The organism is Halomonas sp. THAF5a (genome assembly GCF_009363755.1).
Taxonomy (GTDB): domain Bacteria; phylum Pseudomonadota; class Gammaproteobacteria; order Pseudomonadales; family Halomonadaceae; genus Halomonas.
The window spans coordinates 293,917-318,128 of record NZ_CP045417.1; the positions used below are offsets into that span (position 1 = coordinate 293,917).

At 71.5% G+C, this 24,212-nt stretch carries 21 protein-coding genes and 1 pseudogene; 10 read left to right on the plus strand and 12 right to left on the minus strand.

Annotation, left to right across the window (positions count from 1 at the left end):
- Positions 1-396: 396 nt before the first annotated feature.
- The 3 genes and pseudogenes from glnL to FIU83_RS17730 form a co-directional block, all read left to right on the plus strand.
- Positions 397-1,443 carry a nitrogen regulation protein NR(II) gene (gene glnL / locus FIU83_RS01315; protein ID WP_152482402.1) on the plus strand — a complete coding sequence of 349 codons (1,047 nt, stop codon included), beginning with the start codon at positions 397-399 and terminating at the stop codon, positions 1,441-1,443.
- Positions 1,436-2,848 carry a nitrogen regulation protein NR(I) gene (glnG, locus tag FIU83_RS01320; RefSeq protein WP_152482403.1) on the plus strand — a complete coding sequence of 471 codons (1,413 nt, stop codon included), beginning with the start codon at positions 1,436-1,438 and terminating at the stop codon, positions 2,846-2,848. The genes glnL and glnG overlap by 8 nt, the downstream gene beginning before the upstream one ends.
- An 89-nt stretch (positions 2,849-2,937) precedes the next feature.
- A pseudogene (locus FIU83_RS17730) lies at positions 2,938-3,021 on the plus strand (helix-turn-helix domain-containing protein); the annotation flags it as partial.
- A 115-nt stretch (positions 3,022-3,136) separates the two neighbouring features.
- On the opposite strand, the gene FIU83_RS01330 reads toward FIU83_RS17730, so the two are convergent.
- Complete coding sequence (locus FIU83_RS01330; protein WP_152482404.1) at positions 3,137-4,951, minus strand: aminopeptidase P family protein; 1,815 nt, start codon at positions 4,949-4,951, stop codon at positions 3,137-3,139.
- A 1-nt stretch (position 4,952) separates the two neighbouring features.
- Positions 4,953-6,530 (minus strand): peptide MFS transporter, encoded by a 1,578-nt coding sequence (locus FIU83_RS01335; RefSeq protein ID WP_152482405.1) that lies wholly within the window; start codon positions 6,528-6,530, stop codon positions 4,953-4,955.
- 230 nt (positions 6,531-6,760) lie between these two features.
- Here FIU83_RS01335 and FIU83_RS01340 point away from each other — a divergent pair, with 230 nt between their 5' ends.
- Entirely contained in the window at positions 6,761-8,110 is a 1,350-nt protein-coding gene (locus tag FIU83_RS01340) for a deoxyguanosinetriphosphate triphosphohydrolase (RefSeq protein ID WP_152482406.1), read from the plus strand.
- 2 nt (positions 8,111-8,112) lie between these two features.
- Complete coding sequence (locus tag FIU83_RS01345) at positions 8,113-8,952, plus strand: ribonuclease I (protein WP_253939515.1); 840 nt, start codon at positions 8,113-8,115, stop codon at positions 8,950-8,952.
- 12 nt (positions 8,953-8,964) lie between these two features.
- Here the strand turns inward: FIU83_RS01345 and FIU83_RS01350 are convergent, their stop codons facing one another.
- On the minus strand, positions 8,965-9,864 hold the full coding sequence (locus FIU83_RS01350) for a nuclease-related domain-containing protein (protein ID WP_152482407.1): 900 nt from the start codon (positions 9,862-9,864) through the stop codon (positions 8,965-8,967).
- A gap of 124 nt (positions 9,865-9,988) precedes the next feature.
- Here FIU83_RS01350 and FIU83_RS01355 point away from each other — a divergent pair, with 124 nt between their 5' ends.
- Positions 9,989-10,870, plus strand: a complete 882-nt coding sequence (locus tag FIU83_RS01355) for an NAD-dependent protein deacetylase (RefSeq protein ID WP_152482408.1) — start codon at positions 9,989-9,991, stop codon at positions 10,868-10,870.
- Here the strand turns inward: FIU83_RS01355 and FIU83_RS01360 are convergent.
- Positions 10,851-11,225 carry a translation initiation factor Sui1 gene (locus tag FIU83_RS01360; protein ID WP_152482409.1) on the minus strand — a complete coding sequence of 125 codons (375 nt, stop codon included), beginning with the start codon at positions 11,223-11,225 and terminating at the stop codon, positions 10,851-10,853. The genes FIU83_RS01355 and FIU83_RS01360 overlap by 20 nt on opposite strands.
- Positions 11,226-11,356: 131 nt before the next feature.
- Entirely contained in the window at positions 11,357-12,040 is a 684-nt protein-coding gene (locus FIU83_RS01365) for an HAD family phosphatase (RefSeq protein ID WP_152482410.1), read from the minus strand.
- 193 nt (positions 12,041-12,233) lie between these two features.
- Here FIU83_RS01365 and FIU83_RS01370 point away from each other — a divergent pair, with 193 nt between their 5' ends.
- Both FIU83_RS01370 and FIU83_RS01375 read left to right on the plus strand, forming a co-directional pair.
- Positions 12,234-12,617, plus strand: a complete 384-nt coding sequence (locus FIU83_RS01370; RefSeq protein ID WP_152482411.1) for a DUF6394 family protein — start codon at positions 12,234-12,236, stop codon at positions 12,615-12,617.
- A gap of 43 nt (positions 12,618-12,660) precedes the next feature.
- Positions 12,661-14,397 (plus strand): TrkA family potassium uptake protein, encoded by a 1,737-nt coding sequence (locus FIU83_RS01375; RefSeq protein WP_152482412.1) that lies wholly within the window; start codon positions 12,661-12,663, stop codon positions 14,395-14,397.
- Between the two features lie 35 nt (positions 14,398-14,432).
- Here the strand turns inward: FIU83_RS01375 and FIU83_RS01380 are convergent, their stop codons facing one another.
- Complete coding sequence (locus FIU83_RS01380; protein WP_152482413.1) at positions 14,433-15,461, minus strand: sodium:calcium antiporter; 1,029 nt, start codon at positions 15,459-15,461, stop codon at positions 14,433-14,435.
- Between the two features lie 231 nt (positions 15,462-15,692).
- Between FIU83_RS01380 and FIU83_RS01385 the strand changes: the two genes are divergently transcribed.
- Positions 15,693-15,977: a DUF4235 domain-containing protein gene (locus tag FIU83_RS01385; protein WP_152482414.1), complete on the plus strand. Its 285-nt coding sequence runs from the start codon at positions 15,693-15,695 to the stop codon at positions 15,975-15,977.
- A 105-nt stretch (positions 15,978-16,082) separates the two neighbouring features.
- On the opposite strand, the gene fba is transcribed toward FIU83_RS01385, so the two are convergent.
- The 5 genes from fba to FIU83_RS01410 form a co-directional block, all read right to left on the minus strand.
- The gene (fba, locus tag FIU83_RS01390) at positions 16,083-17,147 is read right to left on the minus strand and encodes a class II fructose-bisphosphate aldolase (RefSeq protein WP_152482415.1); all 1,065 of its coding nucleotides are present in this window, start codon (positions 17,145-17,147) and stop codon (positions 16,083-16,085) included.
- Positions 17,148-17,220: 73 nt separating this feature from the next.
- A complete protein-coding gene (locus FIU83_RS01395; protein WP_152482416.1) occupies positions 17,221-18,384 on the minus strand; it encodes a phosphoglycerate kinase in 1,164 nt (387 codons plus the stop codon).
- 37 nt (positions 18,385-18,421) lie between these two features.
- The gene (locus FIU83_RS01400; RefSeq protein WP_152482417.1) at positions 18,422-19,477 is read right to left on the minus strand and encodes a type I glyceraldehyde-3-phosphate dehydrogenase; all 1,056 of its coding nucleotides are present in this window, start codon (positions 19,475-19,477) and stop codon (positions 18,422-18,424) included.
- Between the two features lie 90 nt (positions 19,478-19,567).
- Positions 19,568-20,278: an LrgB family protein gene (locus FIU83_RS01405; RefSeq protein ID WP_152482418.1), complete on the minus strand. Its 711-nt coding sequence runs from the start codon at positions 20,276-20,278 to the stop codon at positions 19,568-19,570.
- Positions 20,275-20,643, minus strand: coding sequence for a CidA/LrgA family protein (locus FIU83_RS01410; RefSeq protein ID WP_152482419.1), 369 nt, complete (start codon positions 20,641-20,643; stop codon positions 20,275-20,277). The genes FIU83_RS01405 and FIU83_RS01410 overlap by 4 nt, the downstream gene beginning before the upstream one ends.
- Positions 20,644-20,907: 264 nt before the next feature.
- Between FIU83_RS01410 and FIU83_RS01415 the strand changes: the two genes are divergently transcribed.
- Complete coding sequence (locus tag FIU83_RS01415; RefSeq protein WP_152482420.1) at positions 20,908-21,960, plus strand: class I fructose-bisphosphate aldolase; 1,053 nt, start codon at positions 20,908-20,910, stop codon at positions 21,958-21,960.
- A gap of 93 nt (positions 21,961-22,053) precedes the next feature.
- On the opposite strand, the gene tkt is transcribed toward FIU83_RS01415, so the two are convergent.
- A complete protein-coding gene (tkt, locus tag FIU83_RS01420) occupies positions 22,054-24,057 on the minus strand; it encodes a transketolase (protein ID WP_152482421.1) in 2,004 nt (667 codons plus the stop codon).
- Positions 24,058-24,212 lie beyond the last annotated feature (155 nt).

Here is a 24,212-nt window from a genome sequence, read left to right on the forward strand (position 1 = left end):
TTCGATCACGCCGACCGGGTGAAGGAGGGGCGCGCCTTCCAGCATCTCGAGCGGCTGCGCGACGGGCCGCGCAAGGCGGGCGACGATCGCCCGCCCCGGCATCACCCTCCCCGGCATCACCCTCTCCGATACCCCGGGCCACCCCCGCAGTCCCATCCCCGGCACGATCCGTCGCCGCGCGACGCCTCCTGAGCGTTCGGCTCGCTCGATCGGCTGCACATGAACGGGCGTTCGACGATCGGTTGCACTAAAATGGTGCGCCAAGATGGGGCGGTCCTGCCCTGGAAAGGCGCCACCCGCCGCCTCACGAGGTGGCGCGCTTCTTGCAGGTCCTCCCCAGTGCAGGCTCACGGCGCCTCCTCGCGAGGCGCCCACCGAACCGGGCAGGACGGCTTCATGTATCGACGCTTGATGGAACACCTCACCACCGCGGTGCTGCTGCTCGACGGCGAGCTGCGGTTGCGCTGGATGAACCCGGCCGCCGAGGCGCTGCTGGCGCTCAGCCTGAGTCGCCTGCAGGGCCAGCCGCTGCCCGACCTGGTAGAGGGGGAGGAGGACCTCGGCGGGCTGCTGGCCAAGGCCCGCGACGAGTTCCACCCCTTCACCCAGCGCGAGGCGCGCCTGATCCGGCCCACCGGCGAGCCGCTGACCGTCGACTACACCGTCACCCCCCTCGGCCCGAACGAGCTGCTGCTGGAGATGGAGCCCCGGGACCGGCTGCTGCGCATCTCCCGGGAGGAGGCGCTGCAGACCCGCCAGGAGACCATCAAGGTGCTGGCCCGGGGGCTGGCCCACGAGGTCAAGAACCCCCTGGGCGGCATCCGCGGGGCGGCCCAGCTGCTGGAGCGGGACCTCGATGATCCGGGTCTCCAGGAGTTCACGCGAATCATCATCGAGGAGGTCGATCGCCTGCGCGACCTCGTCGATTCGATGCTCGGGCCCAACCGGATGGTGCGCCACGATCCGCTCAACATTCACAAGGTGCTCGAGCGGGTGCGCTCGCTGCTGATCGTCGAGCACCCGGCGGTATGGATCGAGCGCGACTACGACCCCAGCCTCCCGGAGCTCGCCGGCGACGAGGCGCAGATGATCCAGGCGCTGCTCAACGTGGCGCGCAACGCCGTGGAGGCGATGACCGAGGCCGAGACCCCGTCGCCGCGGCTGACGCTGCGTACCCGCGCCCGTCGCCAGTTCACCCTGGGCGCCGAGCGCCATCGGCTGGTCTGCGAGGTGGCGATCACCGACAACGGCCCGGGGATCCCCGAGGCGCTGCGTGAGACGCTCTTCTATCCCATGGTCTCCGGGCGCGCCGAGGGCAGCGGCCTGGGCCTCTCGATCGCCCAGTCGATCCTGCACCAGCACCAGGGGCTGATCGAGTGCGACTCGCGCCCCGGCCATACCCAATTCCGACTGCTGATTCCGCTGGAGAAGCGCCATGACTGATGCCGCCCGCGTCGTTGTCGTCGACGACGATCGCGCCATTCGCTGGGTGCTGGAGCGTGCCCTGGCCCAGCCCGACCTCGAGGTGGAGACCTTCGAGCGCGCCGACCGTGCCCTCGAGCGCCTGCTCGAGGCCCCGCCGGAGGTGCTGGTCACCGATATCCGCATGCCGGGGCTCGACGGCCTGGACCTGATGGCCCGGGTGCGCGAGGCCCACCCGGAGCTGCCGGTGATCGTGATGACCGCCCACTCCGACCTCGACAGCGCCGTGGCCTCCTACCAGGGAGGCGCCTTCGAGTACCTGCCCAAGCCCTTCGACGTCGACGAGGCGCTCGCCCTGGTGCGCCGGGCCGTGGCCCACGCCCGCGAGCGCCAGCGCCCGGTCAGCGTGCCCGAGGGGCTGGATGCCGAGATCATCGGCGAGGCGCCGGCGATGCAGGAGGTGTTCCGGGCCATCGGCCGGCTCTCCCACTCGCACATCACGGTGCTGATCAACGGCGAGTCGGGTACCGGCAAGGAGCGCGTCGCCCGCGCCCTGCACCAGCACAGCCCACGGGCCGGCAATCCCTTCATCGCGCTCAACATGGCGGCGATCCCGAAGGACCTGATCGAGTCGGAGCTGTTCGGCCACGAGAAGGGGGCCTTCACCGGCGCCACAGCCCAGCGCCAGGGGCGCTTCGAGCAGGCCAACGGCGGCACCCTGTTCCTCGACGAGATCGGCGACATGCCCGCCGAGACCCAGACCCGCCTGCTGCGGGTGCTAGCCGACGGCGAGTTCTACCGGGTCGGCGGCCACACCTCGGTGAAGGTCGACGTGCGCATCATCGCCGCCACCCACCAGAACCTCGAGACCCTGGTGAATGACGGGCGCTTCCGGGAGGATCTGTTCCACCGCCTCAACGTGATCCGCGTGCACCTGCCCACCCTGGCCGAGCGTCGCGAGGACATCCCGCGGCTGGCCCGTCACTTCCTCTCCGAGGCGGCCAAGGAGCTCGCCACCGACATTAAGGTGCTGACCCCCGAGGCCGAGGCCCATATCACCCGGCTGCCCTGGCCGGGCAACGTCCGCCAGCTCGAGAACACCTGTCGCTGGCTGACCGTGATGGCCTCCGGCCGCGAGGTGCTGGTCGAGGACCTGCCACCGGAGCTTCGCGAGCCCGGCGTCACCGAGGGACGGATCGGCGACTGGCGCACCGCCTTCCGCGACTGGGCCGACCGCGCGCTGAGCGACGGCCACACCCACCTGCTCGAGGAGGCGGTGCCGGACTTCGAGCGCATCCTGATCGAGACCGCCCTCAAGCACACCGGCGGGCGCAAGGGCGAGGCCGCCGAGCTGCTGGGGTGGGGGCGCAATACGCTCACCCGCAAGCTCAAGACCCTGCTGCCGGCGCTGGCGGATGGAGATTGAGGAGGCACTGCCGCTGACCAAAACTCACGAGCGCATCCTGATCGAGACCGCCCTCAAGCACACCGGCGGGCCCTCTCCACAAGACCGGCGAGGCCGCCGAGCTGCTGGGCTGGGGGCGCAATACGCTTACCCGCAAGCTCAAGACCCTGCTGCCGGCGCTGGCGGAGGACTAAGTCGAGAGACGGCTCACGCTCTGTGGTGCTGTCACTGTGACTCCAACGACGAGGGGCGCCGGCATGCCGGCGCCCCTTTTCCGTGTCGGGCGACGCCCTGGGGGGCGACGCGCGATCAGCCGCGGTCGAGCGGCCGGGTGCGCTCCTCGAGCCAGGCCAGGGACTCGCCCTCGAGGTACGGCGCGAGCCGGCCGCGGACCTCGGCGTGGTAGGCGTCGAGCCAGTCCGCCTCGGCGGCGTCGAGCAGGGCGACGTCGAGGCAGCGGGTGTCGATGGGGCACAGGGTCAGCGTCTCGAAGCGCAGGAAGTGGCCGAAGTCGCTCGCCTCGGCGGGCCGGTTGGCGACCAGGTTCTCGATGCGCACGCCCCACTCGCCCGGGCGATACACGCCGGGCTCGATGGAGGTGATCATCCCCGCGCGCATGGCGGTGTGGGGCGCCACCGGGGCGCCGGAACTGATCACCTGGGGCCCCTCGTGGACGTTCAGGAAGTAGCCCACGCCGTGGCCGGTGCCGTGGCCGTAGTCGCGGCCGGTGGCCCACAGCGGCGCCCGGGCGATGGCGTCCAGGCGCGGCGCGGCGATGCCCTCCGGGAACCGGGCCCGGGACAGCGCGATGGTGCCCTTGAGCACCAGGCTGGAGTCCTCGCGCTGGGCCGCCGAGACCTTGCCCACCGGCACCATTCGGGTGATGTCGGTGGTGCCGCCGTGGTACTGGCCGCCGGAGTCGATCAGCAGCAGGCCGTCGCCCGCGATCACCGCGTGGGCCTCGGGCGTGGCCCGGTAGTGGGGCAGGGCGCCGTTGGCGTTGAAGGCGGCGATGGTATTGAAGCTCTCGCTGACGAAGTGGGGATCCCGGGCGCGCTCCTCGCGCAGCCGCGTCTCCACGTCCAGCTCGGTAACCCGCTCGCCTTCGGACAGCGCCCGCTCCAGCCAGGCGAAGAAGCGGCACAGGGCGGCCCCGTCGGCCTCCATGGTGCGGCGCACGTGGGCCAGCTCGGCGTCGCTCTTGCGGCCCTTGTCCAGGGTGCTGGGCTGGAAGGCCTCGACCACCGCCATCTCGGCGGGCAGCGCCTCGCGGGTGCCCAGGGTCAGCCGGGTCGGGTCGAGCAGCACGCGCTCATCGGCGGGCAGGGCGGCGAGCCGCGCGCGCCAGGCGTCGTAGGGCGCGACGGCGATGCCGTCGGCGGCCAGCGCCGCCTCGAGCTCGGCCTCGAGGCTGCCGGGGGCGACGAACAGGGTGGCGGTGTCGCGGCCGATCAGCAGATGGGCGAGAAACACCGGGTTGTAGGCGACGTCGTCGCCGCGCAGCTGAGTCAGCCAGGCGATGTCGTCCAGGGTCGAGATCGGGTGCCAGTCGGCGCCGTGCTCGGCCATGGCCGCGCGAAGCCGCGCCAGGCGCTCGGGGCGGATCTCGTCCCGGAAGGCGGCGGGCTGGGCATACAGCGGCTGGGCGGGCAGCGCCGGGCGGTCGGGCCAGACGGTGTCGAGCAGGTCCAGGTCGCCGCGTCGGGCGATGCTGACCGGGCCGAGGATCTCCTCCATCTGCCGGGCGTGGGCCAGCGAGACCACCTGGGCGTCGTAGCCGAGGGTGGCGCCGGCCGGCAGGCGCTCGGCCAGCCAGCTCATGGGCGCCGTCGCCTGGCCCTGGACGAGCTTCATCATCTCGATGCCGGAGCCCGCGAGCTGCGCCTCGGCCTGCACGAAGTAGCGGCTGTCGACCCACAGCCCGGCGGTCTCCTGGGTGACCACCAGGGTGCCCACCGAGCCGTCGAAGCCGGAGAGCCAGGCGCGGCCGGCCCAGTGCTCGGGCAGGTACTCGGAGTTGTGGGGGTCGGACGAGGGCAGCCACCAGGCGTCGATGGCGTGCTCGCGCATGGCGTCGCGCAGGGCGGCGAGACGGGCCGCGGGGGTCGTGGGGGCGTGGCTCATGTCAGGCTCCGGTGGTGGATGAGGAGGGGGACGAGGCGGCGGCCTCGCGCTGGCCGCCCTTGAGCATGCGGCCGATCAGCGGCGTCAGCAGCGCCAGCACCAGGGCACAGAGTACCAGTGCCACGGCCGAGCGGCCGAACAGCGCCGGCAACTCGGCGAGCTTGTCGGCGCTGACGTTGCCGCCGATCAGCCCGGCCACCAGGTTGCCCAGCGCCAGGGAGGTGAACCACAGGCCCATCAGCTGGCCGCGGATGCGCCGGGGCGCCAGGGTGCTCATGGTGGAGAGGCCCACCGGGCTCAGGCACATCTCGCCGAGGGTCAGCAGCAGCAGGCTGGCGGTGATCCACAGCGGCGAGACCAGGCCGTCGCCGACGAGCACCTGGCGCGCGGCGAGCATCATCAGGCCGAAGCCGGCGGCGGCGAACAAGAGCCCCATCACGAACTTGGTGGCGCTGCCCGGCTCCAGGCCGCGGCGGCCCAGGGCCGGCCATAGCCAGCCGAACAGCGGGCCGAGCAGGATGATGAAGACGGCGTTGAGCGACTGGAACCAGACCGTGGGGATCTCCCAGCCGAACAGCGCACGGTCGGTGTAGTCGTTGGCGAAGAGGTTGTAGGAGGTGGGCTGCTGCTCGAAGGAGGCCCAGAAGAAGGCCGAGGCGACGATCAGCAGGAAGGCCACCACCACCCGGGCGCGCTCCCGGGTGTCGAGGCCGGCGAAGGCCATCAGGTAGACGAAGAAGCCCAGCGCGCAGGCGATGATCACGCTGGTCATCGCCTCGGCGATCGCCACCGGCTCTAGCCGGATCACGCCGACGGCCGCGAGGCCGACCAGGGCGGCGGCAAGGATCGACAGCCCCGAGACCGCCAGCCCCACCCCACGGCGCTGGACCGCCGGGGCGTCCCAGCCGGCGTCGCGGCCGCGTTCGGCGTCGGCGCGCCGCATGGCGGGGATCGCCCAGAGGCGGAAGATCAGCAGCGCGGCCAGCATGCCGAGCCCGCCGATGCCGAAGCCCCAGTGCCAACCGCCGCGCTCGATCAGAAGGCCCGTCATCAGCGGGGCCAGCAGGGCGCCGAGGTTGATGCCCATGTAGAAGATCGCGAAGCCGCCGTCGCGGCGCGCGTCGCCCTCGTCGTAGAGGCTGCCCACCATCACGGTGATGCAGGTCTTGAACAGCCCCGAGCCGAACACGATCAGCAGCAGGCCGACGAAGAAGGCGGTGGCGCCCCACAGTGCCGAGAGGGCGATGGCCAGGTGGCCCAGGGCGATCAGGAGCGAGCCGTACCAGACGGCGCGGCGCTGGCCGAGCCAGTTGTCGGCCAGCCAGCCGCCGGGCAGAGCCGAGAGGTAGATGGCGCCGGCGTAGATGCCGACGATGGCCGCGGCGTCCTCGCGGCTGAAGCCCAGGCCGCCCTCGGCGAGGCCGGCGGCCATGAACAGCACCAGCAGCGGGCGGATGCCGTAGTAGGAGAAGCGCTCCCACATCTCGGTGAAGAACAGCGAGCCCAGCGGGCGGGGGTGGCCGAAGAAGCCGCGATCCCCTCCGGACGTCGCGGCGGGAGCATCGGAAGTCGAGGACATGAAGCGTCTGCCTTGTAAGGGGGTTGTAGCGTCGGGGCCGCGTCGAACCGCACGATGCCAGACATCAGCGCTGTATCGTGTCGGATTTTGTGGGTTTTCTTCTGCAAGGCGCGGCCATGGCAGACGATTCTATGGAAATTTGTTAGCCGGCGAAATGATGGCGCCGGCGCGCGCGATGGCCATCGTGCGCATGGCGGTGCCAGAATGGAGCCTCCAAGGAGAGATTGCCCATGACGCAGATGAGCTGGGAGCGGCTGCTCGACCCGGGGCGGCTGCACGACCGGCGCGGCGCGCGCCCCGGAAGCGGGCGCGGCGAGATCGGCCGCAGCCCCTTTCACAAGGATCACGACCGGATCGTCTTCGCCGGCTCCTTCCGCCGCCTGGGGCGCAAGACCCAGGTACACCCGCTGACCGACAACGACCATATCCACACCCGCCTGACCCACTCGCTGGAGGTGGGCTGCGTGGGCCGGTCGCTGGGCATGATCGTCGGCGAGCGGCTGAGCGAGCGCCTGCCGGCCTGGATCACCCCCGCCGACCTGGGGGTGATCGTCCAGGCGGCGTGCCTCGGCCACGACATCGGCAACCCGCCCTTCGGCCACGCCGGCGAGTACGCGATCCGCGACTGGTTCGCCCGTGCCGAGGTCGACGGCAGCGGCCTGCTCGACGGGCTCTCGCCCCGGGAGCGCGAGGACCTGCTCACCTACGAGGGCAACGCCCAGGGCTTTCGCATCGTCACCCAGATCGAGTACAACCAGTTCCGCGGCGGCATGCGCCTGACCACGGCGACCCTCGGCACCCTGCTCAAGTACCCCTGGACCGTCGAGCACGGCGGGGCGGCCGGCAAGTTCGGCTGCTACCAGAGCGAGCGGGCGCTGCTCGAGGAGGTGGCCGACCGGCTCGGCCTGCTGCCCCGGGGCGACGGGCGCTGGTGCCGCCACCCGCTGGCCTGGCTGGTCGAGGCGGCCGACGACATCTGCTACGCCCTGCTCGACCTCGAGGACGGCCTGGAGATGGGCATCCTGGGCTTCGAGGAGGTGGCCGAGATCCTCACCCAGATCGCCGGCGGCGCCCCGCCGGACTATCCCGAGATGCAGGCGAGCGGCGTCTCCCAGCGTCGGCGCATCGCCGCCCTGCGCGGCGCGGCCATGGAGCGGGCGGTGAGCGACGTCGGCGCGGTCTTCGTGCAGCACGAGGCGGAGCTCCTGGGCGGGCGCCTCCAGGAGGACCTGCTGGAGCTCTGCCACCCGGACCTCGGCTGGGGCGTGAAGATGGCCAAGCAGCTGGCCCGCAAGCGGATCTTCCAGAACGAGCGCAAGGCCAAGCTGGAGATCGGCGCCTATACCACCCTGGGGATCCTGCTGGAGGCCTTCATCGGCGCCGCCCATGAGCTGCACTACCAGGGGCGCTCCACCTTCAAGCACCAGCGGGTGCTGGCGCTGATCGGCGAGAACACCCCGCGCCCCTCCTGGAGCCTCTACGACAGCTACCGGCGCATGCTCGACTTCATCGGCGGCATGACCGACCACTATGCGGTCGACCTGGCCCAGGAGATGGGCGGTCGGCTGAGGGGCGACTGAGCGTGGCGGGCTGGCGGCGAGCGCGGCGGGGCGTGGCGGCGGCGCTGCTGGTCGGCGTCGCGGCGCTCGCGCAGGCCCCGGGTGTGGTGCCGGCGCAGGCGCCGGTCACGATGGCGGTGCAGGAGGCCGAAGCGCGTGCCCCCCTCGCGGCGCTCTCGGCCGAGGGCTTTTCGCACTACACCCTGGCGCTGACCTGGCACCCCGGCTTCTGCGCGAGTCGCGCGCGCCCGCCGCGGGAGTGCCGCGAGCCGGCCCTGGCCGAGGGCGCCGACCGCGGCTTCGTGCTCCATGGCCTCTGGCCCTCGCTGCCCGAGCGCTTCGCCGAGCGGGGCGTCGACCGCCGCCGCTGGTGGCGGGAGGGGTGCTTTCTCGAGCGGCCTCGCCCCGACGGTGGCTTCTGTCGCGCCCATCCGCCGCTGGCGCTGCCGGCGGCGCTGGCGCGTCGCCTCGACGCGGCGATGCCGGGGCGGGCCAGCTGCCTGGATCGTTACCAGTACGCCAAGCACGCCGCCTGCCTGGCGCTGCCCGAGGCCGATTATATCGCGGCCTCGGTGGCGCTGGTCGAGGCGGTCAACGAGAGCGCCTTCGCCGCCTTCGTGACGCTCAACCAGGGCGGCGAGGTGGCGCGCAATGCCCTGATCGACGCCTTCGAGGCGGCCTTCGGCGAGGGCACCGGGCGGGCGCTGCGGCTCTCCTGCGGCGGCCGAGGCAACCGCCTGCTCACCGAGGTGCGCATCGGCATCGCCGCCGACCGCCTGGCGGACTTCCCGGCGGCCGAGAGCCTGGTGCGCCAGGGGCGCGGGCGCTGCGCGACCCGGGTGCGCATCGCCCGCCTCGAGTGAGGGGAGGCGGGCTCAGGCCGCGGGCGGCGGGCTCGACAGGCCGGCGTGTCGGCGCAGGACGACGAGGGCGGCGTCGTGAAGGGCGGGGTCGAGCTCGCCCGGGGCGTCCTCGCTCAGGCGCCGCGCCAGGCCCTCGCCGTTGACCACCAGCAGGTCCTCGGCGGCGTCTTCCTGTTCGACCCGCCAGCCGGGCAGCGCCAGCACGCCCTGGACCGGTACCGCCTGGCCCACCTGGCGCTCCAGCCAGCTCGACAGCCACTGCGCCGCGGCGCGGGTCCGGTGCAGCGGCGCCCGCTCGCTCCAGCCGGGGAAGCGCAGCCGCGCGGCCTCGACGACGACGCGGTTGTCCTCCTGCCCGCTCGGGGAGAGGGCCGGCGTGCGGGCGCGGGTCTCGACCACGAAGATGCCGTGGGGCGTGACCGCGACGTGGTCGAGGGAGCGGCCGTCGCCCGGCACGTCGTGGAAGACGTAGTAGGGGTGCCCCTCGGGACGGATCAGCCGTTCGAGCTCCTGGCCCACGGCCAGCTCGCAGGCGAGCCCCAGCTTGAGCCGTCGGATGCGCTGGAAGTCGCGGATCAGGCGGAAGCAGAACACTAGCACCAGCAGGGTGCTCAGGGCGCCGTAGAGGGCCCATTCGATCCAGTTCTGCTCGCTGGCGAAGAGCATGCGTCCCATGCCGTAGACCAGCGGCGCCAGGACGACGATGGGGCCCAGGGCGCCATCGAGGAAGAGGCCGGCGAAGGCGCGGTCGAGGCGGTCGCGCAGGCCCTGGCCGGGCTCCTTGAGCGGGTGGGCGTCGAAGGGCGAGTGCACCCGGGCATCGTGCAGGTTGCGCAGCGCCAGCACGATCACGGCGGTAGCCGCCAGCGGAAACAGGAAGATCAGCGGCAGCAGGTATTCCAGCCAGGCCATCGGGTGTCCTTGCCCTGAGGGGGAGGCTCCATTCTAGACAACCTGCCCCCCGGGGGGCCATGCTCATTCGGCGCGATCGGCGAGGCCCGGGACGCGGGCATGAGGAGGCAGAGAGGAGGCAGAGGTGAGGCAGCCAAGAGAGACAGCCAACGAGTCCGACCTGGAGGCCCTGGCGACCTTCGTCCGCCGCCATCCGCGGCTCGCCGTGCTCACGGGCGCCGGCATCAGCACCGCCAGCGGCATCCCCGACTACCGCGACGACCGGGGCGACTGGAAGCGCCCGCCACCGATGCAGCACCAGGCCTTCATGGGCAGCCACGCCGCCCGCCAGCGCTACTGGGCCCGGGCGCTGGTCGGCTTTCGCACCCTGCAGGAGGCGACCCCCAACGCCGCCCATGCCGCGCTGGCGCGGCTCGAGGCGCGGGGCTACGTGAACGGCGTGATCACCCAGAATGTCGACGGCCTGCACCAGCGGGCCGGCTCGCGGCGGGTGATCGACCTGCATGGCCGGGCCGACCGGGTGCGCTGCATGGGCTGCGGTGCCCGGCGCATGCGCCACGACCTGCATGCGGAGCTGGCCGAGCGCAATCCCCACTGGCGGGAGGTCGGCGCCCGGGCGGGACCCGACGGCGACGCCGACCTCGAGGCCGACTTCGCCGACTTCCGGGTGCCCGGCTGCTCGCGCTGCGGCGACGGCATCTACAAGCCGGACGTGGTGTTCTTCGGCGACAGCGTGCCGCGCGCCACCGTGGAGGCCGCCTTCGATCTGCTCGAGGAGAGCGACGCCCTGCTGGTGGTGGGCTCCTCGCTGATGGTCTTCTCCGGGTTCCGCTTCGCCCGGGCCGCGGCCAAGGCGGGGCGGCCCATCGCCTGCCTCAACCTCGGCCGAACCCGCGCCGACGACCTCTACGCCCTCAAGGTGGCGGCCTCCGCCGAGGCCCTGGCAGGGCTCAGCGAGGCGCTGGACGCCGGCCCGGACGAGGCCCTCAGCCGCCGGCCAGCTTGACCCGGTAGCCGCGCTGCTCGAGCTCGGCCTTGAGCACCTCGCGCTGGTCGCCCTGGATCTCGATCACGCCGTCCTTCAAGGCGCCGCCGGTGCCGCAGCGCTTCTTGAGCGCCTTGGCCAGGGTCTTGAGCGCGTCGGCCGGCAGCGGCACGCCCTCGATCAGGGTCACGCCCTTGCCCTTGCGGCCCTTGGTCTCGCGACGCAGGCGGACGATGCCGTCCAGGTCGGCCAGGCGCGCCTGTTCGGCGGCCTCGACGCAGCGGCAGTCGTCGATCGGCTGGCGGCACTCGGGACAGGTGTCGCCGTGCTCGGTGGAGTAGACCAGCCCGCCGAGCTGCTCCTTCAGGGATGCCATGGGGCCTCCTCGCGCTGTGGTGTGTCGATGCGGCGATGATAGTCCTCCCGGCGGCGGGCTGCATCCGCCGGGCGATACCGGGCCGCCGGCGGGCCGGGCTAAATCATCGGAGGGAAGCGGAGGGGCGGCGATCAGGCGTGGGCGGCCAGGGCGCGGGTCGTCTCCAGGTGGGCGATGACCGTGGGGAGCTGGAACATGTTGCTGATCATGATCGCGCCGTCGGGGGTCTGCTCGGCGTCGGGGAAGCGGTTGAGGTGGACCACCGTCATGCCGGCGGCCAGGGCGCCCCGCACGCCGACCAGGGCGTCGTCGATGACCACGCACTCGTGGGAGGCGAAGCCCATCCGGCTCGCCGCGTGGTGGAAGAGGCAGGGGTCGGGCTTCCAGCACTGGGCCGTGTAGGCGCTGAACAGCCGGTCGCCGAAGACCTCGGCGAGGCCGGTGGCATCGAGCGAGGTGCGGATCTTGTTCTCCGGGCCGTTGGAGACCACGCCCATGGGGTGGCCGCTCAGGGCGGCCAGCGCCTCGGCGGCGCCGTCGATGGCGACCAGCTCGCTGGCCAGGCGCCGATTGAGGTTGGCGCGCATGGTGTGCTCGAGGGGCTCCAGCGTCTCCGGGTCGACCTGACCGTGGCGGCTCTCCAGCTCTGCGACGATGCGACGAAAGCGGGCCCCGCGGAACTCGCCGATATAGTCGCTGGCCTGGAAGGGCAGCCCCACGGCGTTGAGCGCGGTGGCCATCTCGTCGGCGAGCAGCGGTTCGCTGTCGACCAAGGTGCCATCACAATCGAAGAGCAGGCAGAGGGGGTGCGCCATCACCGGGCCTCATGGGCAATCACAGAGTTATAACGTCATTGTTACAGATATCGCGTCGTCCTGCCCATCAGTAAAGCCCAGTTTCCGTATTTTGTGAACACTGTTCTTGAATGCTCGGTGATCCTCGTTGCCGGTCGCGCTAAATAAGCCCCCTTGCCTATACTGACGGCGCGCCCCGGCCAGGAGCAGGTTCATGAATCTCGAACGCGTCGTCTTCGGCTTCTTCATCATCCTCACCCTGAGCCTCAATGCCGCCTTCGTGGCCGGGGGCCTCGAAACGGTCGCCCACCACAACGTCTGGATCCTCACCGTCACCATCATCGTCAACCTGGTGGCCATCGGCCTGAAGCTCGGCGATCGCTCCCAGACCGGGGCGCTGCTGCTGGCCGCCGGCCTGGTGGCCGGCCTGCTGCTGGTCACGGCGCGCATCGTCTGGATCGTCGCCGACCCCGAGGGCGGCGGCGGGCCGGGACCGGCCGAGATGGCCGATATCGTCTCCATCGCCACGGGGGCGCTGGTCGCGAACGTCATCGCGACGGTGATCCTGGTCGGCGACACGCTGCTCTCGCGGCGCTGACGCGTCGCCGCCATCCCGGACGGGCACAGGGAGGGCCGATCCCGTGACGCCGACCTCCGATCTCGACCGCGTGACGATGATCGTGCTGCGCTACATGCGCCGGCCGCTGTTCGTGCTGCTGTTCGTCTACTCGGTGGGGATCCTGGGCATGGCCCTGATGCCGGGCCGGATCGTCGACGGCGAGACGACGCGCATGACGCTCTTCCACGCCTTCTACTTCTTTACCTACACGGCGACCACCACCGGGTTCGGCGAGCTGCCCAACGGCTTCAGCGAGGAGCAGCGGCTGTGGACGATCTTCTGCCTCTATACCGGCGTGATCGCCTGGTTCTATGCGATCGGCTCGCTGATCCACCTGGTGCAGAACCCCCACTTCATCCAGGCCATGGACGGCTTTCGCTTCGCCCGCAAGGTCAAGGGCAACGCGGAGCCCTTCGTCATCCTCTGCGGATTCGGCGATGCCGGCAGCCTGCTGGCCCGGGGCCTGAGCGACCACCGCATGCGCGCGGTGATCCTCGATGCCGACCCGGAGCGGATCAAGGCCCTGGGCGTGCGCGACTATACGGTGCCGATGCCGGGCCTCCACGCGGACGCCAGCGTGCCCAAGCACCTGCTGGCCGCCGGGGTGGAGCACCCGGCCTGCCGAGCCCTGGTCGCGCTGACCAACGACGACGACGTCAACGTCAAGATCGCGGTGATGGCCCGTCACCTCAACCCGCGGCTGCGGGTCATCTGTCGCTCGACCTCGGCCCGCCACGAGGCCAACCTGCGCGCGCTGGACAACGTCACGGTGGTCGATCCGTTCGAGATCTTCGCCCAGCTCGTCTCCTGGGCGATCGCGCGCCCGGCGCTGCACAATCTCAACGCCTGGTTCGTGGGCGCGCGGGGCGTCGAGCTCGGGGTGCCGGTGCAGGCGCCCCGGGGCAACTGGATCCTGTGCGGGTACGGGCGGATGGGCTCCTGGATCCATCGTCACCTCCGGGCCCACGGCCTTGAGGTGCGCATCATCGACCCGGAGGTGGAGGCCGACCAGATCGACGAGGGCACGCTGATCGTCCGGGCCCACGCCGACCACGCGGCCCTGACGAGCGCGGCGATCGAGGACGCCGCCGGGGTCATCGCCGCGACGAGCGGCGACGGCGACAACCTCAGCACCCTGCTCTCGGTCACCGAACTCAATCCCCGGGCGTTTCGCATCGTGCGCCAGAACCGCCACGAGAATCAGGTCGCGTTCGACGCTGCGCGGGCCGACCTGGTCCTCCAGCACAGCCTGACCACGGCGCGCCGGATCCTGAAGCTGCTGATCTCGCCGCTGGTCCAGTCGCTGATCGACTGGCTCGCCGACCGCGACCCGGCCGAGACCCGGGCCCTGGTGGTTCGTCTCAAGGCGGCGCTGGGCGAGGCGCCGCCCCACCTCTGGTCGGTGCGGCTGCTGCCGGAGGAGGCGCCGGCGGTCATCGACCACCTGGCGGCCGGAAAAGGCCTGGCCCTGGGGGCGCTCTGCGTGGATGCGCGCGCCTATCCGGCCCGGCTGCCCTGCGAGGCGTTGGCCGTCCACCGCAACGGGGCGTCGACGATGCTGCCGGCGTCGACGCTTTCGCTTCGCGCCGGCGACGAGGTGCTGTTCTGCGGCACGCCGGAGGCGGAGTCGATGCTTCGGGCGACGCTGCACAACCCCTACACCCTGGACTTCGTCGTCACCGGCGAGGAGGCGCCGCGAGGCTATCTGTTCGCCTGGCTCGACGCGCGCCGCCGGCGCGGGCCGCGGCCTCGGCCCTGAGCGAGGCGACGGGGGGGCGACGAGGCTCCCGCGCTTCAGGGGGTGAGCAGCAGGGCCAGCGCCCCGGCCAGGTAGCAGGCGATGATGCCGACGCTCTCGAAGCCGATGCGCGCCGGGCCGCGGCGCTCGCGATGCAGCATCCCGACCATCAGGATGGCGGTCATCAGCATCGCCAGGGCGACCCACAGCGAGACCGCGTCCGGCATGGCGTGGTAGATGGACCCGCCGCGGTAGGCGACGTCCGAGACCGCCACGAACAGGGTGTCGAAGGCGTTGCCGCCGATGATGCCCGCCACGGCCAGGGTCAGGGCGCCGCGGCGCACCGCCGCGATCGAGGTGACCAGCTCTGGCAGCGAGGTGACCACCGCGGTCATCAGCGCCCCCACCACCGACTGCCCCAGGCCGGTCTGCTCGGCGATCGTCGCCGCGCTGCGCTCCAGCAGCCAGCCACTCGCGCCGAGCAGCGCCGCGAGTCCCGCGAAGGCGAGCCACAGGCGCGTCGCCGAGCGCGCCAGGGCCTGCTCGTCGGGCACGTCGGGCTCGGTCTCCCGGGTCTGGGCGGGACGCCACATGGGGTTGTCGCGGCTCTGGCCCACCAGCCGCAGGCCGAACAGGTAGACGACCAGCAGCAGCGGGGTGACCGGGTGCACCTGCCAGAGGGTCCCGTCGGGAGCGAAGCGCCCCACCAGCACCAGCGACAGCAGGCAGAGCAGCAGGCCCCCCTGCATCAGGTTGCCAAGCGAGGCGGCGGCGTGCTCCAGGTTGGCGCGTCGGTGGGTGATGTCGGCGACGGTCAAAAACAGCGTCTGCACGGCGATACCGCCCAGGGCGTTGCTCAGCGCCAGGGTCGGCCGGTCGGCGAGGGCCGCCGCGGCCGAGACCATCAGCCCCGACAGCGAGGTGGCCATGCCCAGCAGCAGGGTGCCGGCGATGGCCTCGCCGAGGCCGGTGCGATCGGCCAGGTCGTCGACGATGCCGGTCAGCCGGGTGCCCACCACGGCGATCACCAGGGCGCAGCCGGCGAAGAGCGCGAGGGCCGTGGCCAGGGACGGATCGCTCAGCAAGGGGCCCCCCCCGGGGCGGAGGAGAGGGGTGAGGTGTCGGAGTCTGCCGCCCGGTGAGGCGGGGAATCGGGCATGTCGGCTCCTGCCGCGAGGCACGGGTCACTTGGCGATGGGCGACGGACCATGGTCGACGCGCTACGGTCTACGGGCTATGAAGGCGGTGTCCCGTCGTGATACTCAAGGGGGACACCGCCCTGCCAGTCCACCGCGTCACCCGGAGGTCGTCAAGCCATGAAACGCAACTTGCTTCTGTCGATGGTCGGCTACGGCGCCGTCCTCGGCGCCAGCCTGCTGACGCGCCACGCCGCCAGGGAAGCCTATCGCAAGACGGCCGGTGCCGCGCCGCCGGAGCATCCCGGGCGCCGCGACACCCGCTGGCGCGAGGCCCTCGCCTGGGGCGTGGCGAGTGGCGCCCTGGTCGGGGTGGCCAGGGTCGTCGGCCAGCGCCTGGGCGACGAGGCGGAGCGCCGGCGTCGATCGAGGGTGCGGCGGGCGCTGGCGCGGCGGGACGACTAGTCGCCACGCGCCGAGCGCGTGACGGGGGACCGGCCACCTCTCTCAATGAAAGAGGGCGGCCCGTCGGGGCCGCCCTCTTGTGATCAGCGTCCTGCTGGCAGGTGATCACTTCACCTTCGGGGCGAGCTCGCCGCGCTCGTAGCGCAGGAACATCTCCTCGAGGTTGATCGGCTTGATCTTGGAGGCGTTGCCGGCGGTGCCGAAGGCCTCGTAGCGGGCCTTGCAGACCTCCTTCATGGCCGCGGTGCTGACCTTGAGGAACTTGCGCGGGTCGAACTCGGCCGGGTTCTCGGCCAGGAAGCGACGCACCGCGCCGGTGGAGGCCAGGCGCAGGTCGGTGTCGATGTTGACCTTGCGCACGCCGTGCTTGATGCCCTCGACGATCTCCTCGACCGGCACGCCGTAGGTCTCGGGGATGGCGCCGCCGAACTCGTTGATGATCGCCAGCCACTCCTGGGGCACCGAGGAGGAGCCGTGCATCACCAGGTGGGTCTCGGGGATGCGGGCGTGGATCTCCTTGATGCGCTGGATGGAGAGGGTGTCGCCGGTGGGCGGCTGGGTGAACTTGTAGGCGCCGTGGCTGGTGCCGATGGCGATGGCCAGGGCGTCGACGTGGGTCGCCTTGACGAACTCGGCGGCCTCTTCCGGGTCGGTGAGCAGCTGCTCCATGTCGAGCTTGCCCTCGGCGCCGACGCCGTCTTCCTCGCCGGCCATGCCGGTCTCGAGGCTGCCCAGGCACCCGAGCTCACCCTCGACGGAGACGCCGCAGGCGTGGGCCATCTCGACGGTGCGACGGGTGACGTCGACGTTGTAGGCGTAGTCGGCCGGGGTCTTGCCGTCTTCCTTGAGCGAGCCGTCCATCATCACCGAAGAGAAGCCCAGCTGGATGGAGCGCTGGCAGACCGCGGGGCTGGTGCCGTGGTCCTGGTGCATGACCACCGGGATATGCGGGAACTCCTCGACGGCGGCCAGGATCAGGTGGCGCAGGAAGGGGGCGCCGGCGTACTTGCGGGCGCCGGCGGAGGCCTGGACGATCACCGGGGAATCGGTCTCGTCGGCGGCCTCCATGATGGCGCGCATCTGCTCGAGGTTGTTGACGTTGAAGGCCGGCACGCCGTAGCCGTATTCGGCGGCGTGGTCCAGCATCTGGCGCATGCTGATCAGTGCCATGGGGGCTCCTGTTGTCTGTCGGGTCGTGGTGGCGCGGCGGCTCGGGCCGCGCCGGTCGTGTCGGGGCGGCGCCTCAGCGGGCGGCGTCTTCCAGGGCGGCCACCGCGGGCAGGGTCTTGCCTTCCACGTGCTCGAGGAAGGCGCCGCCGCCGGTGGAGATGTAGGAGACGCGCTCCTCGATGCCGTACTTGTCGATGGCCGCGAGGGTGTCGCCCCCGCCGGCGATGGAGAAGCCGTCGCTCTCGGCGATGGCCCGGGAGAGCGCCTCGGTGCCGTGGCCGAACTGGTCGATCTCGAACACCCCGACCGGGCCGTTCCAGAGGATGGTGCCGGCATCCTTGAGCAGGCCGCCCAGGCGCCCGGCGGTCTCGGGGCCGATGTCGAGGATCATCTCGTCATCGCCCACCTGGTCGACGGGCTTGACCACCGCGGAGGCGTGCTCGGAGAACTCGGTGGCCACCACCACATCGGTGGGCAGCGGGATCTCCACCTTGGCCATCAGCGCCTTGGCCTGATCGATCAGGTCGGCCTCATGCAGCGACTTGCCGACGTTGTAGCCGGCCGCGGCGATGAAGGTGTTGGCGATGCCGCCGCCGACGATCAGCTGGTCGCACTTCTCGGAGAGGGCGTTTAACACCTCGAGCTTGGTGGAGACCTTGGAGCCGCCGACGATCGCCGCCATCGGGCGCTTCGGGGTGGCCAGCGCCTTCTCCAGGGCGTCGAGCTCGGCGGCCAGCAGCGGGCCGGCGCAGGCGGTCGGCGCGAAGCGCGCCACGCCGTGGGTGGAGGCCTGGGCGCGGTGGGCGGTGCCGAAGGCGTCCATCACGAAGACGTCGCACAGCGCGGCGTAGCGCCGGGCCAGGGCCTCGTCGTCCTTCTTCTCGCCGCGGTTGAAGCGCACGTTCTCGAGCAGCACCACCTCGCCGTCGGTCACCTCGAGCCCGCCGTCCAGATAGTCCGCGACCAGGCGCACCGGGCGGCCGAGCAGCTCGCCCAGGTGATCGGCCACCGGGGCCAGGGAGAACTCCTCGGCGGGCTCGCCCTCGGTGGGGCGGCCCAGGTGGCTCATCAGCAGCACCTTGGCGCCGGCCTCGAGCGCCGCCTGGATGGTCGGCAGGCTGGCCCGCAGGCGGGCGTCGCTGGTCACCTTGCCGTGCTTGACGGGCACGTTAAGGTCCTCGCGGATCAGCACCCGCTGGCCGCTGAGGTCGAGGTCGGTCATCTTGCGCACGTTCATGGAAGCAGGTTCCTCGTCTGGAAAGGCCAAAGGGATGTCATCTGTCGGGGGAACCGGCCGAGGCCGGGGGGAGGCGGGCCAGCCGCCGGGTGACGTCGAGCATGCGGCTGGCGAAGCCCCACTCGTTGTCGAACCAGCACAGCAGCTTGATCAGGTGGCCGCCGGCCACCCGGGTCTGGGTGGCGTCCACGATACCGGAGCGCGGATCGTGGTTGAAGTCGACCGAGGCCACCGGCTCCTCGGTATAGCCGAGCAGCCCCGAGAGCCGCCCGCGGCTGGCCTCGCGCAGCAGGGCGTTGACCGCCTCGGCCGAGGTGTCGCGGCGCACGCTGATCGACAGGTCCATGGTCGAGACGTTGATCGTCGGCACCCGCACGTGCAGGCACTCGAAGCGGCCGGCCAGGTGCGGCATCAGGCGGTTGATGCCGCGGGCGAGCCCGGTGTCCACCGGCACGATGGAGTGCATCGCCGAGCGGGTCAGGCGCAGGTCGGTCTGGTGGTAGGCGTCGATCACCGGCTGGTCGTTCATCGCCGAGTGGATGGTGGTGGTGACGCCGTGCTCGATGCCCAGCGCCTCGTCGAGCACGGTGAGCACCGGCACCAGGCAATTGGTGGTGCAGGAGGCCGCGGAGACGATGCGGCAGGCGGCCGTCAGGTCGGCGTCGTTGACGCCGGTGACGATGGTGGCGTCGACGTCGCTCTCGGCGGGCTGGGAGAAGAGCAGCCGCCCGGCGCCGGCGGCCAGGTGGGCCTCGGCGGTGGCGCGATCCTTGAAGCTGCCGGAGCACTCCAGCACCAGGTCGATGCCGAGCTCGCCCCAGGGCAGGCGCGCGGGGTCGGGCTCGCAGAGCACGCGGATCGGTCGGCCGTCGATCACCAGCCGGTCGCCCTCGACCTCGACGCCGCCCGGGAAGCGGCCGTGGGTGGTGTCGTAGCGGGTCAGGTAGGCGATGGTGGCGAGGTCCGAGAGCTCGTTGATCGCCACGACCTCCAGGGCCGGGCCGTCGTGGCGAGCCGCCTCCCCCTCGATCAGGGCGCGCAGCACGCACTGGCCGATGCGGCCGTAACCGTTGATGGCGATGCGAAGGGCCATGAGGGGGCGGGGACTCCGAAGCCGGGAAACCGAAACGGCGATTCTAGCGCATCTCGCCCTCGAGCGTCTGCTGTGCCGGCCGCGGGGCGCTCAGGCGCCCAGCAGCCGCCAGGCCAGCGGCAGAAAGAGCGCGCTGAGGATGCCGGTCAGGCTCATGCCCAGCGACGCGAAGGCGCCGGCGACCGGGCCGACCTCGAAGGCGCGCACGGTGCCGATGGCGTGGCCGTTGAGCCCCAAGGCGAGGCCGATGATGCGCTCGTCGCGGATGCCGAGCAGCCGGGCGCCGAGGCTCACGAAGCCGACGGCCGCCACCCCGGTGATCAGCAGTCCGCCCATCATCAGCGAGACCGGGCCGCCGATCTGGGCGTTGATGCCCAGCGCGATGGGCGCGGTGACCGACTTGGGCGCCAGCGCGGCGAGGATCTCCGGCGGAGCCCCCAGCCACCAGGCGATGCCCACGGCGTAGGCCGCGGCGAGTGCCACCGCCACCGGCAGGCAGGCCAGCAGCGGGCGCCACAGGGCGACGATGCGCGGCATCTGCTGATGCAGCGGCAGGCCCAGCGCCACGGTCGCCGGCCCCAGCAGCAGCATCAGCCAGGCGGCGCCCTGGCGGTAGTCCGCGTAGTCGATGGAGAGCAGCGCCAGCGTGCCGGCGAGCAGCAGCGCGGCGGCGAGGATCGACGGGCACCAGGCGGGGGCGCCGAGGGCCTGGAGCAGCCGCGCGCCGGCGGCGTGGGCGGCGAGCGTCAGGGCGATGGCCAGCAGCGGGGTGGCCAGCAGGTGGTCGAGCAGGGCCGTCATGCGTCGCGCTCCTCCGGCGTGGGGGAGTCACCCATCAGGCGGCGCATCAGCGCGAGGGTCGTCATCACGCTGAGCAGGGTGCCGCCGATCAGGGCGGCGAGGATCGCCGCCCAGTGGCCGGCGAGGGCGTCGAGGATGAAGAAGGCGCCCACCACCCCGGGCATGATCAGCAGCGCCAGCACCGCGATCAGCGGCTGGGCGGCGGCGGCGATATCGTCAAGGCCCCCGCCGTGGAGGCGCAGCCAGGCGGTGAGCAGCAGCAGGCCGATCACCCCGGCGGAGACCGGCAGGCCGGTGAGGGTGACCAGGGTCTCGCCGAGCAGCAGGAAGCCCAGTAGCCACAGGAAACCGCGCAGGGCGGGCATGGCAGGTCCTCGTGTGAAGAGAGCGTGAAGGGACGCGGCGCGCGGCGGCGCGCCGGGGGCTCCTATTGTGCAGATCCCGTGACGTTTCGCGAGCCGTCGTTGGCCCCTGCGGCATGCCGTCGCGCCCGGCATAGCGGGCGCTTACCCGAGCGTCTCGATGCCCCGGGCTGTCGAGGCGGCTTTGCATGCGCACTCCTCGCTCGGTAGGGTCATCCGCTACGCTGGGAAGAGGGTCTTCACCCCGTTACCAAGGAGAGGAGTGACATGAGCGATATCATCTCGCGGCTCGGCGACGAGGCCGACGACCTGCTGGGACACGTCTGCCGCGGCGTGCCCGCCGACACGATCCATCCGCCCGGTCCGGACTTCGTCGACCGGGTCATGGCCCAGAGCGACCGCCGCCCCCACGTGCTGCGCAACATGCAGGCGCTCTTCGACCATGGCCGGCTGGGCGGCACCGGCTACCTCAGCATCCTGCCGGTGGACCAGGGGATCGAGCACTCGGCGGGGGCCTCCTTCGCCCCCAATCCGCGCTACTTCGACCCGGCCAATATCGTCGAGCTGGCCCTCGAGGGCGGCTGCAACGCCGTGGCCTCGACCCTGGGCGGGCTCGCCTCGGTGGCACGCCGCTACGCCCACCGGATCCCGATGATCCTCAAGCTCAACCATAACGAGACGCTGAGCTACCCGGCGATCTACGACCAGACGCCCTTCGCCCAGGTCGAGCAGGCCTTCGAGATGGGCTGCGTGGCGGTGGGGGCGACCATCTACTTCGGCTCCCACGAGAGCCGTCGCCAGATCCAGGAGATCAGCGAGGCCTTCGAGCGCGCCCATGAGCTGGGCCTGGTCACCGTGCTCTGGGCCTACCTGCGCAACCCGGCCTTCAAGCAGGAGGACGCCGACTACCACGTGGCGGCCGACCTCACCGGCCAGGCCAACCATATGGCGGCGACGCTCAAGGCGGACATCGTCAAGCAGAAGCTGCCCGAGACCAACGCCGGCTACCGCGACATCGGCTTCGGCCATACCCATCCGCGGGTCTACAGCGACCTCACCTCCGATCACCCCATCGACCTGGCCCGCTACCAGGTGGCCAGCTGCTACCTGGGCCGCGCCGGCCTGATCAACTCCGGCGGCGGGTCCAAGGGGGCCTCCGACATCGGCGAGGCGGTGCGCACCGCGGTGATCAACAAGCGCGCCGGGGGCATGGGACTGATCTCCGGGCGCAAGGCGTTCCAGAAGCCCACCGACGAGGGCATCGCGCTGCTCAACGCCATCCAGGACGTCTACCTGGACGAGACCATCACCCTCGCCTGAGGGCGCAGGGATGAGCGGGCATGAAAAAGGGGCACGGCGTCTGCCGTGCCCCTTTGTCGTCCCGCGCAGGCTCGTCCCGCGCCGGCGCCGCGATCAGTCCTCGGCGTCGTCGAGGAGCTGCTCGGCCTCGCTCACCAGGTTCTCCACGGTGAAGCCGAAGTGCTTGAACAGGTCGCCGGCCGGCGCGGACTCGCCGAAGGTGGTCATGCCGAGGATGCGCCCCTCGAGGCCCACGTACTTGTACCAGAAGTCGCGATGGCCGGCCTCGACGGCGATGCGGAGGCCCACCTCGGCCGGCAGCACCTGCTGGCGGTAGGCGGCGTCCTGGCGATCGAAGGCGTCGGTGGAGGGCATGGAGACCACCCGCACCGCGCGGCCCTGCGCCTCGAGCCGCGCCGCGGCGTCCATGGCCAGGCCGACCTCGGAGCCGGTGGCGATCAGGATCAGCTCCGGCGTGCCCGCGCAGTCCTTGAGGATGTAGCCGCCGCGCTGGATGTCGGCCAGCTGCTGCTTGCTGCGCGCCTGGTGGGGCAGGGCCTGGCGGGAGAAGACCAGCGCGGTGGGGCCGGAGCGACGCTTGAGGGCGGCGTTCCAGGCCACGGCGGTCTCCACGGCGTCACAGGGGCGCCAGGTGGCCAGGTTGGGCGTGGAGCGCAGGGTGGTCAGCTGCTCGATCGGCTGGTGGGTGGGGCCGTCCTCGCCCAGGCCGATGGAGTCGTGGGTGAAGACGTGGATCGCCTGCTGCTTCATCAGCGCGGCCATGCGCAGGGCGTTGCGCATGTACTCGGAGAAGATCAGGAAGGTCGCGCCGAAGGGCACGAAGCCGCCGTGCAGGGCGATGCCGTTCATGATCGCGGCCATGCCGAACTCGCGCACGCCGTAGTGCAGGTAGTTGCCGCCCGGCACCTCGGAAGAGATCGCCTCGGCGCCCTTCCAGAAGGTCAGGTTGGAGGGCGCGAGGTCGGCGCTGCCGCCGAGCAGTTCCGGCAGCTGCGGGCCGAGCTCGTTGAGGCAGCCGAGCGAGGCCTTGCGGCTGGCGACGCTGTCGCCCTTGGCCTGGGCCTCCTCGATCATCGCCTCGCTGGTCAGCGCCGCCGGCAGCTCGCCCTTGAGACGACGCTGCAGTTCGCGGGCCTCGTCGGGGTAGGCCTCGGCGTAGCGCGCGAAGCGCTCGTCCCAGGAGGCCTGGTGGCTCTGGCCACGCTCGGTGGCGTCCCAGCCGCGGTAGATCTCCTCGGGGACGTGGAAGGGCGCGTGGGGCCAGTCGAGTTGCTGGCGGGCGGCGGCGACCTCGTCCTCGCCCAGGGCGGCGCCGTGGCACTCCTCCTTGCCCTGCTTGTTGGGCGCGCCGAAGCCGATGATGGTCTTGCAGATGATCAGGCTCGGCTTGTCCTCGTGGCTCTTGGCGAGCTCGATGGCGGCCTTGATCTCCTCGGGCTTGTGGCCGTCGACGTTGGGCACCACGTGCCAGCCATAGGCCTCGAAGCGCTTGGCGGTGTCGTCGGTAAACCAGCCTTCCACCTCGCCGTCGATGGAGATGCCGTTGTCGTCGTAGAAGGTGATCAGCTTGCCCAGGCCCTGGGTGCCGGCCAGGGAGGCGACCTCATGGGAGATGCCCTCCATCAGGCAGCCGTCGCCGACGAAGCACCAGGTGTGGTGGTCGATGACGCTGTGGCCGGGGCGGTTGAACTGGGCCGCCAGGGTGCGCTCGGCGAGCGCCATGCCCACGGCATTGGCCAGGCCCTGGCCCAGCGGGCCGGTGGTGGTCTCGACGCCCGGCGCGTAGCCGAACTCCGGATGGCCGGCGGTCTTGGCGTGCAGCTGGCGGAAGTTCTGCAGCTCCTCCAGGCCGAGCTCGTAGCCGGTCAGGTGCAGCAGCGAATAGAGCAGCATCGAGCCGTGGCCGTTGGAGAGCACGAAGCGGTCGCGGTTGGCCCACTGCGGGTCGGCGGGGTTGTGGACGAGGTAGTCGTTCCACAGCACCTCGGCGATGTCGGCCATGCCCATGGGCGCGCCGGGATGGCCGGAGTTGGCCTTCTGGACGGCGTCCATGGACAGGGCACGTACGGCATTGGCCAGTTCGAAACGGGACGGCATGGGAAGCTCCTCGCCTGCGGCAGAATGATGGCCACGACACGATCGGGCCAGGGGGAGTGGCCGGACGTGGCTTCTGGCTGGGTGACGCCGCGGGACGGGGCGGCGCAGTCAAATTCGGGCGCCTATTGTCGCCGACTTGCCGCCCTGCATCAAAT

What these genes read in the sequence shown, in the direction of transcription:
- glnL (WP_152482402.1), top strand. Translation starts at nt 397, where the DNA reads ATGTATCGACGCTTGATGGAACACCTCACCACCGCGGTGCTGCTGCTC.
- glnG (WP_152482403.1), top strand. Translation starts at nt 1,436, where the DNA reads ATGACTGATGCCGCCCGCGTCGTTGTCGTCGACGACGATCGCGCCATT.
- FIU83_RS01330 (WP_152482404.1), bottom strand. Translation starts at nt 4,951, where the DNA reads ATGAGCCACGCCCCCACGACCCCCGCGGCCCGTCTCGCCGCCCTGCGC.
- FIU83_RS01335 (WP_152482405.1), bottom strand. Translation starts at nt 6,530, where the DNA reads ATGTCCTCGACTTCCGATGCTCCCGCCGCGACGTCCGGAGGGGATCGC.
- FIU83_RS01340 (WP_152482406.1), top strand. Translation starts at nt 6,761, where the DNA reads ATGACGCAGATGAGCTGGGAGCGGCTGCTCGACCCGGGGCGGCTGCAC.
- FIU83_RS01350 (WP_152482407.1), bottom strand. Translation starts at nt 9,864, where the DNA reads ATGGCCTGGCTGGAATACCTGCTGCCGCTGATCTTCCTGTTTCCGCTG.
- FIU83_RS01360 (WP_152482409.1), bottom strand. Translation starts at nt 11,225, where the DNA reads ATGGCATCCCTGAAGGAGCAGCTCGGCGGGCTGGTCTACTCCACCGAG.
- FIU83_RS01365 (WP_152482410.1), bottom strand. Translation starts at nt 12,040, where the DNA reads ATGGCGCACCCCCTCTGCCTGCTCTTCGATTGTGATGGCACCTTGGTC.
- FIU83_RS01370 (WP_152482411.1), top strand. Translation starts at nt 12,234, where the DNA reads ATGAATCTCGAACGCGTCGTCTTCGGCTTCTTCATCATCCTCACCCTG.
- FIU83_RS01385 (WP_152482414.1), top strand. Translation starts at nt 15,693, where the DNA reads ATGAAACGCAACTTGCTTCTGTCGATGGTCGGCTACGGCGCCGTCCTC.
- fba (WP_152482415.1), bottom strand. Translation starts at nt 17,147, where the DNA reads ATGGCACTGATCAGCATGCGCCAGATGCTGGACCACGCCGCCGAATAC.
- FIU83_RS01395 (WP_152482416.1), bottom strand. Translation starts at nt 18,384, where the DNA reads ATGAACGTGCGCAAGATGACCGACCTCGACCTCAGCGGCCAGCGGGTG.
- FIU83_RS01400 (WP_152482417.1), bottom strand. Translation starts at nt 19,477, where the DNA reads ATGGCCCTTCGCATCGCCATCAACGGTTACGGCCGCATCGGCCAGTGC.
- FIU83_RS01405 (WP_152482418.1), bottom strand. Translation starts at nt 20,278, where the DNA reads ATGACGGCCCTGCTCGACCACCTGCTGGCCACCCCGCTGCTGGCCATC.
- FIU83_RS01410 (WP_152482419.1), bottom strand. Translation starts at nt 20,643, where the DNA reads ATGCCCGCCCTGCGCGGTTTCCTGTGGCTACTGGGCTTCCTGCTGCTC.
- FIU83_RS01415 (WP_152482420.1), top strand. Translation starts at nt 20,908, where the DNA reads ATGAGCGATATCATCTCGCGGCTCGGCGACGAGGCCGACGACCTGCTG.
- tkt (WP_152482421.1), bottom strand. Translation starts at nt 24,057, where the DNA reads ATGCCGTCCCGTTTCGAACTGGCCAATGCCGTACGTGCCCTGTCCATG.